The 12,103-nt window shown below is 72.4% G+C and carries 11 protein-coding genes; 4 read left to right on the forward strand and 7 right to left on the reverse strand.

The window, feature by feature from the left end:
* Nucleotides 1-72: 72 nt before the first annotated feature.
* The 3 genes from alr to AQJ11_RS11955 form a co-directional block, all read right to left on the reverse strand.
* Complete coding sequence (gene alr / locus AQJ11_RS11945) at nt 73-1,236, reverse strand: alanine racemase (RefSeq protein WP_059262999.1); 1,164 nt, start codon at nt 1,234-1,236, stop codon at nt 73-75.
* Between the two features lie 395 nt (nt 1,237-1,631).
* Entirely contained in the window at nt 1,632-3,071 is a 1,440-nt protein-coding gene (locus AQJ11_RS11950; protein WP_107120810.1) for an NAD(P)H-hydrate dehydratase, read from the reverse strand.
* A gap of 52 nt (nt 3,072-3,123) precedes the next feature.
* Complete coding sequence (locus AQJ11_RS11955; protein WP_041665442.1) at nt 3,124-3,495, reverse strand: holo-ACP synthase; 372 nt, start codon at nt 3,493-3,495, stop codon at nt 3,124-3,126.
* Between the two features lie 99 nt (nt 3,496-3,594).
* Between AQJ11_RS11955 and AQJ11_RS11960 the strand changes: the two genes are divergently transcribed.
* Nucleotides 3,595-4,377, forward strand: a complete 783-nt coding sequence (locus tag AQJ11_RS11960; RefSeq protein ID WP_059263000.1) for an SDR family NAD(P)-dependent oxidoreductase — start codon at nt 3,595-3,597, stop codon at nt 4,375-4,377.
* Nucleotides 4,378-4,452: 75 nt separating this feature from the next.
* Here the strand turns inward: AQJ11_RS11960 and glmS are convergent, their stop codons facing one another.
* Nucleotides 4,453-6,300 (reverse strand): glutamine--fructose-6-phosphate transaminase (isomerizing), encoded by a 1,848-nt coding sequence (glmS, locus tag AQJ11_RS11965; protein WP_014674400.1) that lies wholly within the window; start codon nt 6,298-6,300, stop codon nt 4,453-4,455.
* Nucleotides 6,301-6,475: 175 nt separating this feature from the next.
* Between glmS and coaA the strand changes: the two genes are divergently transcribed.
* The gene (coaA, locus tag AQJ11_RS11970; RefSeq protein WP_041665440.1) at nt 6,476-7,444 is read left to right on the forward strand and encodes a type I pantothenate kinase; all 969 of its coding nucleotides are present in this window, start codon (nt 6,476-6,478) and stop codon (nt 7,442-7,444) included.
* A 21-nt stretch (nt 7,445-7,465) separates the two neighbouring features.
* The gene (locus tag AQJ11_RS11975; RefSeq protein ID WP_059263001.1) at nt 7,466-8,398 is read left to right on the forward strand and encodes a DUF389 domain-containing protein; all 933 of its coding nucleotides are present in this window, start codon (nt 7,466-7,468) and stop codon (nt 8,396-8,398) included.
* Between the two features lie 17 nt (nt 8,399-8,415).
* Here AQJ11_RS11975 and glmM read toward each other — a convergent pair whose 3' ends face one another.
* From glmM to rplM, 3 genes are all read right to left on the reverse strand, one after another.
* Nucleotides 8,416-9,774 carry a phosphoglucosamine mutase gene (gene glmM / locus AQJ11_RS11980; protein WP_059263002.1) on the reverse strand — a complete coding sequence of 453 codons (1,359 nt, stop codon included), beginning with the start codon at nt 9,772-9,774 and terminating at the stop codon, nt 8,416-8,418.
* Nucleotides 9,775-9,952: 178 nt separating this feature from the next.
* A complete protein-coding gene (rpsI, locus tag AQJ11_RS11985; protein WP_014674396.1) occupies nt 9,953-10,465 on the reverse strand; it encodes a 30S ribosomal protein S9 in 513 nt (170 codons plus the stop codon).
* Nucleotides 10,466-10,507: 42 nt separating this feature from the next.
* Nucleotides 10,508-10,951, reverse strand: a complete 444-nt coding sequence (gene rplM / locus AQJ11_RS11990; protein ID WP_014674395.1) for a 50S ribosomal protein L13 — start codon at nt 10,949-10,951, stop codon at nt 10,508-10,510.
* 269 nt (nt 10,952-11,220) lie between these two features.
* On the opposite strand from rplM, the gene AQJ11_RS11995 reads away from it, so the two are divergent.
* Nucleotides 11,221-12,093: a hypothetical protein gene (locus AQJ11_RS11995; RefSeq protein WP_059263003.1), complete on the forward strand. Its 873-nt coding sequence runs from the start codon at nt 11,221-11,223 to the stop codon at nt 12,091-12,093.
* Nucleotides 12,094-12,103 lie beyond the last annotated feature (10 nt).

The raw sequence follows: 12,103 nt of genomic DNA on the forward strand, positions 1-12,103 counted from the left end.
CCGCGGAACGGGTTACCCGGGTTCTTGCGCGTTCACATGAATGCGCTCACATGGACGCGTGACTGGACGCGCTCACATGGACGCGTTGACATAGACGCGGGGAACGCGCGTTCCGATGCGCGTGACGATCTCGTACGCGATCGTGCCGCAGGCCTGCGCCCAGTCCTCGGCCGTGGGCTCACCGCGGTCGCCGGGCCCGAACAGCACGGCCTCGCTGCCCACCGGGGGCTCGTCACCGCCCAGGTCCACCACGAACTGGTCCATGGCGACCCGCCCGGCGATCGTCCGCCACTTGCCGCCGACCAGCACCGGGCCGGTGCCCGAGGCGTGCCGCGGGATGCCGTCCGCGTAGCCGACGGGCACCAGGCCCAGCGTGGTCTCGCCGGGCGTGACGTAGTGATGGCCGTAGCTGACGCCGTGCCCGGCCGGGGTGCGCTTGACCAGGGCCAGCGAGGCGCTGAGCTTCATCACCGGGCGCAGCCCGAAGTCCGCCGGGGTGCCCAGCTCCGGGCTGGGCGACACGCCGTACAGGGCGATGCCCGTGCGGACCAGGTCGAAGTGGGACTCGGGCAGCGTGAGGGTGGCCGGCGAGTTGGCGATGTGCCGCACCTCGGGCCGTACGCCCTGCTCCTCGGCGTACGCCAGCATCTCCCGGAACCGGGTGAGCTGGGCGGCGACGGACGGGTGCCCCGGCTCGTCGGCGCACGCGAAGTGCGACCACACCCCGGTGACGCGCACCAGCCCCTCGGCCTCCGCGCGCAGGGCGGCACCCACCAGCTCGGCCCAGTCCTCCCCCGGCTGGCAGCCGTTGCGGCCGAGCCCGGTGTCGGCCTTGAGGTGCACGCGCGCGGTGCGCCCCGCCGCCCGGGCGGCCTCGACGACCTCCCGCAGGGCCCACATGCCGCTCAACGAGACGTCGATGTCGGCCTCGATCGCCTGCCGCCAGGGTCCGCCCGGCACCCACAGCCAGCACAGGATGCGACCGGGCAGCCCGGCCGCGCGCAGCGCGAGGGCCTCCTCGGCCGTGGCCGTGCCGAGCCAGCTCGCGCCCGCCGCGAGGGCGGCGCGGGCACACGGCACCGCGCCGTGGCCGTATCCGTCGGACTTGACGACGGCCATCAAAGCGGCGCCCTCCGCCCGGGCGCGCAGGGCCCGCGCATTGGCGCGCAGGGCGCCCAGATCGATCTCGGCGCGGGCGCGCAGGGCGGCGGTCGGCACAGCTGGTGTCTCACTCATGGCACCCCCAGTCTCTCAGAGCCGCCCTGCGCGGGGCGGGGGCCGGGTCGGTCCCGCGGTGGAACCTCCGGCCGCCACCGGGCCGCGGGCGCGCGGGGGCGGGTCGCGCAGTTCCCCGCGCCCCAGGGAGTTGCAGCACCGCCGGCCACACCGCACCGCCCTGAACGGCGCCGGTGAACGCCCGCCAACACGAGCCGAGTCGGTCCCGCCATCACACCTCCGGCCGCCACCGGGCCGCGGGCGCGTGGGGGCGCGTCGCGCAGTTCCCCGCGCCCCCAAGGAGTCGCACCACCGCCGGCCACACCGCGCAGCACGCGGATGCGTGGAGCCCGGTCGCACGGTTCCCCCCCCCGGCCCCCAAGGAGTTGCAGCACCCGTCGGCCGCACCGCAGCGCTCAGCCCCGTACGTCCCTCCATGCCCGTGGGATGTGTGACGCGACGTCATGTGCCCCCGTGGGCGCGCCCTGCGCGGCGAACCGTCCCGCCAGGCCGTGCAGGTACGCCGCCACGCTCCCGGCGTCCGGCGCCCGCAGCCCCGCCGCCAGCAAGGACCCCGCCAGCCCGGACAGCACGTCCCCGCTCCCGGCCGTGGCCAGCCACGGCGTCCCCGTGGCGTTCACCCGCACCGGTCCGCCCGCGAAGTCGGCGACCAGTGTCGTCGACCCCTTCAGCAGCACGGTCGCCCGGTACACCGCCGCCAGCTCCCGCACCGCCGCCAGCCGGGCCGCCTCGACCTCCTCGCGCCGCACGCCCAGCAACGCGGCGGCCTCCCCCGCGTGCGGGGTCATCAGCGTCGGCGACGTACGCCGCCGCACCGCCTCCCGGTCGGCCAGCCGCAGCCCGTCCGCGTCCAGCAGCACCGGCACGTCCGCCTCCAGCACCTCGGCGACGGCAGCCGCGTCGTCGCCGGCGCCGGGCCCGACCACCCAGGCCTGCACCCGCCCGGCCTTCGCGGGCCCGGCGTCGGAGACGAGGGTCTCCGGGAAGCGTGCGATGACCGCGTCCCCGGCCGGTCCGACGTACCGCACGGCCCCGGCCCCGCCCCGCAGCGCGCCCGACACCGCGAGCACGGCGGCCCCGGGATAGCGGGCCGACCCGGCGGCGATCCCGACCACCCCGCGCCGGTACTTGTCGCTCTCCCCCGTCGGCAGCGGCAACAGCCGCGCCACGTCGGCGTGTTGCAGAGCCTCCAGTACGGCCTCGGCGGGCGGCGGTTCGAGACCGATGCCGACGAGCCGCACCACGCCCGCGTACTCCCGCGCCGGGTCCACCAGCAGCCCCGGCTTGTACGCGCCGAAGGTGACGGTCAGGTCGGCCCGGAGCGCGGCCCCCCGCACCTCCCCGGTGTCCGCGTCGACACCGCTGGGCAGGTCCACGGCCACGACGGCGGCCCGCGACCGCGCCACCACCCCGGCGAGCCGCTCGGCGTCCGGCCGCAGCCCGCCCTTGCCCCCGATCCCGACGATCCCGTCCACCACCAGGTCGGCTCGCAGGACCAGTTCGTCCACCGCGGCCGAGTCCGCCGTGGCCACCGTGCCGCCCGCCCGCCGCAAGGCCGCCAGCCCCCCGGCGTGGGCCCGGCCGGGCGTCAGCAGGACGGCCGTCACCCCGGCGCCGCGCCGGGCCAGCCGGGCCCCCGCGTACAGGGCGTCCCCGCCGTTGTCCCCGCTGCCGACGAGCAGCACCACCCGGCTGCCGTACACCCGCCCGAGCAGTTCGGCGCAGGCGGCGGCCAGCCCGGCGGCGGCCCGCTGCATCAGCGCGCCCTCCGGCAGCCGTGCCATCAACGCCCGCTCGGCGGCCCTTACCGTCTCCACGCTGTACGCAGTACGCATGGCACCGAGTCTGCCCCGTAACCCCCACCGCCCACACCCGGGCCGGGACCGGTCAGCCCTCGGCGACCACCACGGCCGAGGCCACCCCGGCGTCATGACTGAGGGACACGTGCCAGGCCCGCACGCCCAGCTCGGCGGCCCGCGCGGCCACGGTCCCCTTCACCCGCAGCCGTGGCTGCCCGGTGTCCTCCACGTACACCTCGGCATCGGTCCACTGGAGCCCCGACGGCGCGCCCAGCGCCTTCGCGAGCGCCTCCTTGGCGGCGAACCGGGCCGCGAGCGAGGCGATGCCGCGTCTGTCCCCGCTGGGCAGCAGCAGCTCCCGCTCCACGAACAGCCGGTCGGCCAGGCCCGGCGTCCGCTCCAGGGACGCCCGGAACCTGTCGATCTCGGCGACGTCGATGCCCACCCCGATGATGCTCATGCCGAGCACCCTACGACCCCGGTGACGGGCGGCGCGGCGACACCACGTCGGACGCCGGGCGCCGCACGGCCGCCGGAACGCGCGTTCTACGCTTCCGGCATGACGTCCTCGCATGCCTACCTCTCCGGCCTCTTCTCCCTGGACGGCCGTGTCGCCGTGGTGACCGGAGGCAGTTCCGGTATCGGGCGGGCCATCGCCGGGGCGCTGGCCCGGGCCGGGGCGAGCGTGGTGATCGTGGCACGGCGGAAGACGGAACTGTCCGCCACGGTGGACGAGTTGACGGCGGACGGCTGCCGGGCCGCCTGGGTCAGCGGTGACCTGGGCACCCGCGACGGGGTGCGCGCGGCGGCCGAGGAGGCCGCGGCCGTCTTCGGTGAGCCCGACATCCTCGTCAACTCCGCCGGGATCAACCTCCGCCCGCCGATGGGCGAGCTGGGCGAGGACGTCTGGGACACCACCATGGCGGTGAACCTGGACGCCCCGTTCCTGCTCGGGCAGCGGTTCGGCCCCGGCATGGCCGAGCGGGGCTTCGGGCGGATCATCCACGTCACCTCCCAGCAGGCGCACCGCGCCTTCGTGCAGAGCGGTGCCTACGGCGTCTCCAAGGGCGGCCTGGAATCTCTGGCCCGCTCCCAGGCCGAGGCCTGGTCGCCGCACGGCGTCACCTGCAACACCCTGGTGCCGGGCTTCGTGCTGACCCCGCTCAACAGGCGGCTTCAGTCCGACCCCGAGAAGGTGGCGGCCCTGGCCGCGCGCACGATGGTCGGCCGCAACGGCCTCGCCGAGGACTTCGCGGGCGCGGCCGTGTTCCTGGCCGCCCGCGCCTCCGCCTACATCACGGGCCAGTCGATCCACGTGGACGGCGGCTTCTCCGTCCACTGACGAAGCGGCGCTCGACGAAGCAGCGCTCGCCGAAGCCGCGCTCGGCGCAGTCCTCGCTCGACGAGGCCCGTCCCCTCACTCGACCGTGACCGACTTGGCCAGGTTGCGGGGCTGGTCCACCTCGTTGCCCCGGGCCGTGGCCAGCTCACAGGCGAAGACCTGGAGCGGGACCGTGGCCACCAGCGGCTGGAGCAGGGTGGGCGTGGCCGGGATGCGGATGAGGTGGTCGGCGTACGGGACGACCGCCTCGTCGCCCTCCTCCGCGATCACGATCGTCCGGGCGCCCCGCGCCCTGATCTCCTGGATGTTGGAGACGATCTTGTCGTGCAGGACCGACCGGCCGCGCGGGGACGGGACGACGACGACCACCGGCACGTCCTCCTCGATCAGCGCGATCGGGCCGTGCTTCAGCTCGCCGGCGGCGAAGCCCTCGGCGTGCATGTAGGCCAGTTCCTTCAGCTTGAGCGCGCCTTCGAGGGCCACCGGGTAGCCCACGTGCCGGCCGAGGAACAGCACCGTGTCCTTGCCGGCCAGCGTCCGCGCCAGCGCCCGCACCGGCTCCATGGTCTCCAGGACCCGCTCGACCTCCTCCGAGATGCGCGACAGGTCCTTGATCACCGCCTGGATCTCGTCGCCCCACTTGGTGCCCCGCACCTGGCCCAGGTACAGCGCGACCAGGTAGCAGGCGACGAGCTGGGTCAGGAACGCCTTGGTGGAGGCGACGGCGACCTCGGGGCCCGCGTGCGTGTACAGCACGGCGTCCGACTCGCGCGGGATCGTCGAGCCGTTGGTGTTGCAGATCGCCAGCACCTTCGAGCCCTGCTCGCGGGCGTGCCGCAGCGCCATCAGGGTGTCCATGGTCTCGCCGGACTGGGAGATGGCGATCACCAGCGACCGTCCGTCCAGGATCGGGTCCCGGTAGCGGAACTCGCTGGCCAGTTCCACCTCGCACGGGATCCGCGTCCAGTGCTCGATGGCGTACTTGGCGATCAGGCCCGCGTGGAAGGCCGTACCGCACGCCACGATGACGACCTTGTCGATCTCGCGCAGCTCGGAGGGGCTGATCCGCACCTCGTCCAGGGTCAGCGAGCCGGACGGGTCGATGCGCCCGAGCAGCGTGTCGGCGACCGCCTTGGGCTGTTCGGCGATCTCCTTGAGCATGAAGTAGTCGTACCCCCCCTTCTCGGCCGCCGAGGCGTCCCAGTCCACGTGGTAGGAGTGGACCTCGGCCGGGCGGCCGTCGAAGCCCGTGACCGTGACGCCGTCGCGCCGCAGTTCCACCACCTGGTCCTGGCCCAGCTCGATCGCCGACCGCGTGTGGGCGATGAACGCGGCCACGTCGGAGGCCAGGAACGCCTCCCCCTCTCCGACGCCCACCACCAGCGGGGAGTTCCGGCGGGCGCCGACCACCACGTCCGGATCGTCGGCGTGCACCGCGACCAGCGTGAACGCGCCCTCCAGCCGCCGGCACACCAGCCGCATCGCCTCGGCGAGGTCGGCGGTCGCCGAGAACTCCTCGGCCAGCAGATGGGCGACGACCTCCGTGTCCGTCTCGGAGTTCAGCTCATGGCCGCGCTCGGCCAGTTCCGCGCGCAGCACCGCGAAGTTCTCGATGATGCCGTTGTGGACCACCGCGACCCGGCCCGCGTTGTCCAGGTGCGGGTGCGCGTTGGCGTCCGTGGGGCCGCCGTGCGTGGCCCAGCGCGTGTGGCCGATGCCGGTCGTGCCGGCCGGCAGGGGCCGTTCGACCAGTTCCTTCTCCAGGTTGACCAGTTTCCCGGCCTTCTTCGCGGCGGCCAGCCCGCCGTCCGCCAGTACGGCGACACCGGCCGAGTCGTAACCCCGGTACTCCAGCCGCTTCAGCCCGGCCATCACGACATCGAGCGCCGACTGCGACCCTACGTATCCCACGATTCCGCACATGAGCGGCAGCCTACGGGCCGGCAACGATCCAAAACGGCCTCCGTCTGCCCGAAATCGGAAATTCCCACCGTCGTACGAAGGCCCGTGGCGGCCGGAACGGCGTGCGTGACGGACCCCACCCGCCGTGCCGTTCAGACTCCGTTAACAATGGACTGTGATCTCACCGGTCTCCTCGATGCCCCGGAGCGCCCACCGGCACAGGCCGGAGGCGACTCCCTACGTCGATCTCACCCGCGCCGAGTGGAGCGCGCTGCGCGACAAGACGCCGCTGCCGCTCACCGCCGAGGAGGTGGAGAAGCTCCGTGGCCTCGGCGACGTCATCGACCTGGACGAGGTGCGGGACATCTACCTCCCGCTCTCCCGGCTCCTCAATCTCTACGTCGGCGCCACGGACGGCCTCCGGGGCGCGCTGAACACCTTCCTCGGGGAGAAGGGCTCCCAGTCCGGGACCCCGTTCGTCATAGGGGTCGCCGGCTCGGTCGCCGTGGGGAAGTCCACGGTCGCCCGCCTGCTCCAGGCCCTGCTCTCCCGCTGGCCCGAGCACCCGCGCGTGGAGCTGGTCACGACGGACGGCTTCCTGCTGCCCACCCGGGAGTTGGAGGCCCGCGGCCTGATGTCGCGCAAGGGCTTCCCCGAGTCCTACGACCGCCGGGCCCTCACCCGTTTCGTCGCCGACATCAAGGCCGGCAAGGGCGAGGTGTCCGCGCCGGTCTACTCGCACCTCATCTACGACATCGTGCCCGGCGAGAAGCTCACCGTCCGCCGCCCGGACATCCTGATCGTGGAGGGCCTGAACGTCCTCCAGCCCGCCCTGCCCGGCAAGGACGGCCGCACCCGGGTCGGTCTCGCCGACTACTTCGACTTCAGCGTGTACGTCGACGCGAGCGCCGACGACATCGAGAACTGGTACCTCAACCGCTTCAAGAAGCTGCGCCAGACGGCGTTCCAGAACCCCAACTCGTACTTCCGCAAGTACACCCAGGTCTCCGAGGAGGAGGCCCTGGACTACGCCCGTACGCTCTGGCGGACCATCAACAAGCCCAACCTGGTCGAGAACATCGCCCCCACCCGGGGCCGGGCCACCCTCATCCTCCGCAAGGGCCAGGACCACAAGGTGCAGCGCCTCAGGCTCCGCAAGCTGTAGCGGTACCTGTTGGATGGGGGCATGCTGCATCTGCGCCTGATCACCCCCGCCGAGCGGACCGACGAGGTGGTCCGCCTGATCGAGACGACGGTCGGCACCACCCACCTCGTGGTCCTGCCCGGCGCCGCCCGCGACCCCGCCGGCGATGTCGTGCTGTGCGACGTGGCCCGCGAGGCGGGCGACGAACTCATCGCCGGGCTACGGCGCCTCGGCCTGGACGACACCGGCTCGATCGCCGTGGAGACCATCGACCTCTCCCTGTCCCGGCGGGCCGAGGAGGCCGAGGACGAGGCGCCGGGAGAGGGCGCGGACGCGGTGCTGTGGGAGGGCCTGACCGAGGCCACCCACGAGGAGTCGACGCTGTCGGTCACGTACGCGGCCTTCATCACCCTGGCCACGATGATCGCGGCCTGCGGTGTCGTGCTGGACAACGCGATCCTGATCGTGGGCGCGATGGCGGTGGGACCGGAGTTCGGCCCGCTGGCCGGTATCTGCACGGCCCTCGTGCGACGCCGTCCCCGCCTGGCACGGCGCTCGCTGACCGCGCTGCTGGTGGGCTTCGCGCTGGCGATGGCGGTGACGGTCGGCTTCACCCTGTTCATGGACGCCATCGGGCTCTTCCACCGGGCCGACCTGGAGGGCGAGCGCCCCAACACGGCCTTCGTGTACGCCCCGGACGCCTTCTCGCTCATCGTGGCGGTCCTCGCCGGCATCGCCGGCACGCTGTCCCTGACCTCCGCCAAGTCGGGCGCGCTGGTGGGTGTCGCCATCTCGGTGACCACGGTCCCGGCCGCCGCCAACGCGGCGGTGGCACTGGCCTACGGCGACACGTCCCAGACGAGCGGCTCGACGGCCCAGCTCCTGCTGAACCTGCTGGGCATCATCCTGGCGGGAACGCTCACCCTGCTCGCGCAGAAGTACTTCTGGGCGAGCAGGCGGCGGCGCCCCCGCTGAGGGCGGCGCGGCCGGAACTATCCGAGGGCCGACTTCACGGCGTCGGCGAGCCGCCCGGCGACCGAGCGGGCCTGCTCGATGTCGGCGGCCTCGACCATCACCCGCACCAGCGGCTCGGTGCCGGAAGGACGCAGCAACACCCGCCCGGTCTCCCCGAGTTCCCGCTCGGCCTCGGACACGGCGGCGGCGAGGTCGGCCGACGTGCGCACCCGCGACTTGTCCACGTCGGGCACGTTGACCAGCACCTGCGGCAGCCGCTCCATGACAGAGGCCAGCTCCCGCAGCGTACGGCCGGTCTCGGCGACCCGGGCCGCCAGCAGCAGCCCGGTCAGCGTGCCGTCGCCGGTGGTGGCGTGGTCGAGGATGATGACGTGCCCGGACTGCTCGCCGCCGAGGGCGTACCCGTGCTCCTTCATCTCCTCCAGCACATACCGGTCGCCCACGGCCGTCTGCACGAGCCGGATGCCCGCGCGCTCCATGGCCAGTTTGAAGCCGAGGTTGGACATCACGGTCGCGACGACGGTGTCGGAGCGCAGTGCGGAACGCTCCCGCATCGCCAGCGCGAGCACGGCGAGGATCTGGTCGCCGTCGACCTCCTCGCCGGTGTGGTCCACGGCCAGGCAGCGGTCGGCGTCGCCGTCGTGCGCGATGCCGAGGTCCGCGCCGTGCTCGACGACCGCGGCCTTGAGCTTGCCCAGGTGGGTCGAGCCGCAGCCGTCGTTGATGTTGAGGCCGTCCGGCTCGGCGCCGATCGTGACGACCTGGGCACCGGCCCGCGCGAACGCCTCCGGCGAGACCCCCGAGGCCGCGCCGTGCGCTTCGTCCAGGACGATCTTCAGCCCGTCGAGCCGGTTGGGCAGCACCGCGAGCAGGTGGGCGACGTAACTCTCGAAGCCCTCCTCGTACGACCGCACGCGCCCGACCCCGGCGCCCGTCGGACGCTCCCACGGCTCGCCGTGCCGGTGCGCGTCGTAGACCGCCTCGATCCGGTCCTCCAGCTCGTCGGCGAGTTTGTGGCCGCCGCGCGCGAAGAACTTGATGCCGTTGTCCGGCATGGCGTTGTGGCTGGCGGAGAGCATCACACCGAGGTCGGCGCCGAGCGCTCCGGTCAGGTGTGCCACCGCGGGCGTCGGCAGCACGCCGACGCGCAGGACGTCCACGCCCGCGCTGGCCAGGCCGGCGACCACCGCGGCTTCCAGGAACTCCCCGGACGCGCGCGGGTCCCGTCCGACCACCGCCGTCGGCTTGTGACCCTCGAAGGTGCCCGCCTCGGCCAGCACGTGCGCCGCGGCGACGGAGAGGCCGAGCGCCATCTCGGCCGTCAGATCCGCGTTGGCGACACCGCGCACGCCGTCCGTGCCGAAGAGTCGTCCCACTTGTCCTCCTGAGGAAGCGTCCTTGCTGCCGGGATGATGGCAGACGCCATGACATCCGATCACACAAGCCTTTGAGCGTCTTGTGTCGTTATACGCCCTTGGCGGGGATAAACGAACGCCCCGACGGCACAAGTGGCGTGCCGCCGGGGCGTTCGGAGTACGAGCAGGCAGCTGCTGATTAGCGCTTGCTGTACTGCGGGGCCTTGCGGGCCTTCTTCAGACCGGCCTTCTTCCGCTCGACCGCGCGGTCGTCGCGGCGCAGGAAGCCGGCCTTCTTCAGCGGGCCACGGTTGTTGTCGACGTCGGCCTCGTTCAGCGCACGGGCGACACCGAGGCGGAGCGCACCGGCCTGGCCGGAGACACCGCCACCCGCGATGCGGGCGATGACGTCGTAACGGCCGTCGAGCTCCAGGACCTTGAACGGCTCGTTGACTTCCTGCTGGTGCACCTTGTTCGGGAAGTAGTCCTCAAGGGTGCGACCGTTGATCTTCCACTTGCCGGTGCCCGGGACGATCCGGACGCGGGCGATGGCGTTCTTGCGGCGGCCCAGGCCGGCGGCCGGCTGCGGCTCGCCGAAGCGGGAGGCCAGGGACTCCGAGGTGTACTCGCCCTCGACGGGGACCTCGGACTCGGTGGTGTAGCTGTCGATGTCAAGCTCTTCGAGCGGCTGCTCGGCAGTGGTCTCGGCCACGATTCTCCTCAGATTCTCTTCAGTCTTAGGGGGTGGCCGGACTTACTGCGCGACCTGGGTGATCTCGAACGGCACCGGCTGCTGGGCGGCGTGCGGGTGCTGGTCACCCTTGTAGACCTTCAGCTTCGAGAGCATCTGACGGCCCAGGGAGTTCTTGGGGAGCATGCCCTTGACGGCCTTCTCGATGGCCTTCTCAGGGTTCTTGTCGAGCAGCTCGTCGTAGCGGACGGAGCGCAGACCACCCGGGTAACCGGAGTGGCGGTACGCCATCTTCTGGGTCCGCTTGTTGCCGGACAGGTGCACCTTGTCGGCGTTGATGATGATGACGAAGTCACCAGCGTCGACGTGCGGCGCGTAGATCGGCTTGTGCTTGCCCCGCAGGAGGGTCGCAGCAGTGGTGGCGAGACGGCCCAGGACAACGTCCTGAGCGTCGATGACGTGCCACTGGCGCGTCACATCGCCGGGCTTGGGGCTGTACGTACGCACGGTTCGTAGCCTTCGCTTCGAGTGAATGGTCCTAAACAAGGTCACCGAAACGATCACGACAGCCTTGACCCACGGCGGCGACGCAAACCGCGTGCGTGGGGTCGCTGGTCATCGGCCCGGTGGACCGGTGTAAGGGCCCGTCCCGTGAGAATGAGCAAGCCAATACACAACGAAGAAGTAGGTTACCGGGCAGCCCCCGGACGGGTCAAAACGAGGCAGGCCGACAGAGGGACCCCGCACCACCGGCCCCCCCGTCTAAGATGCGCCCCATGAGTTACGGGCAGGGGGGACCCCAGTCTCAATGGGATCCCTGGAAACCGAATTCCCAGCAGCCGTGGAACAGCGGATCCGACGACGGGACCCCCGACTGGGCCGCGCTCGCCGAGGCCTCGGAGACGCGGAACAAGCGGCGCAAGCTGCTGTTCATAGCCGGCGGCGCGCTCGCCACCGTCGCGATAGGCACCGCGGTCGCCATGGCCGTCGTCTCCGCGAACGGCGGTGACCCGCAGGCCGGTCCCAGCAACCTGCCCGCCAGCGGATCGCTGCCCGGCACGGGCACCGCGACGCCGTCCTTCGCGCCCACCAGCGCGCCGCCGCCGCTGGACCCCACGGACTTCATATCCAGCGCCAAGAAGGACACCGCCCCGCTGAGCCCGGACACCCTGTTCCCGGGCACGCAGCTCACCATGGGCGGCACGGTGTACAAGAAGGGCCCGACGGCCGACACCGAGAGCTGTGCCACCGCCGCCGGCGGCACCCTCCCCAAGATCCTCACCGGCAACGGCTGCACCCGCCTGATGCGCGTGACCTACACGAACGGCGGCATCGCGGTCACCGTCGGCGTCGCCGTCTTCGACGACGCGGACCGGGCCGCCAAGGCCAAGGGCCAGACCGACGACCGGAGCATCGTGCGCTCGCTGTTCGGCAAGGGCGTCAAGCCCTTCTGCGACGGCGCCTTCTGCCGCTCGACGAGGAACGCCTACGGCCGCTACGCCTACTTCACGATCTCCGGCTTCACCAGCGGCAAGGACGTCACGACCAAGGACACCAAGGTGTTCGCCGCCGGCAACGACCTCGCCCAGTTCACCGCCAACCAGATCCACCGCCGCGGCCAGGTCCAGGCCTCGGCCGCCGCCCGGTAGCCGGGCGCGC

The organism is Streptomyces corchorusii, assembly GCF_001514055.1.
GTDB classification, from domain to species: Bacteria; Actinomycetota; Actinomycetes; order Streptomycetales; family Streptomycetaceae; genus Streptomyces; species Streptomyces olivaceoviridis.

Coding starts and splice junctions, on each gene's coding strand:
- alr (WP_059262999.1), bottom strand. CDS start 1,236: ATGAGTGAGACACCAGCTGTGCCGACCGCCGCCCTGCGCGCCCGCGCC.
- AQJ11_RS11950 (WP_107120810.1), bottom strand. CDS start 3,071: ATGCGTACTGCGTACAGCGTGGAGACGGTAAGGGCCGCCGAGCGGGCG.
- AQJ11_RS11955 (WP_041665442.1), bottom strand. CDS start 3,495: ATGAGCATCATCGGGGTGGGCATCGACGTCGCCGAGATCGACAGGTTC.
- AQJ11_RS11960 (WP_059263000.1), top strand. CDS start 3,595: ATGACGTCCTCGCATGCCTACCTCTCCGGCCTCTTCTCCCTGGACGGC.
- glmS (WP_014674400.1), bottom strand. CDS start 6,300: ATGTGCGGAATCGTGGGATACGTAGGGTCGCAGTCGGCGCTCGATGTC.
- coaA (WP_041665440.1), top strand. CDS start 6,476: ATGCCCCGGAGCGCCCACCGGCACAGGCCGGAGGCGACTCCCTACGTC.
- AQJ11_RS11975 (WP_059263001.1), top strand. CDS start 7,466: ATGCTGCATCTGCGCCTGATCACCCCCGCCGAGCGGACCGACGAGGTG.
- AQJ11_RS11995 (WP_059263003.1), top strand. CDS start 11,221: ATGAGTTACGGGCAGGGGGGACCCCAGTCTCAATGGGATCCCTGGAAA.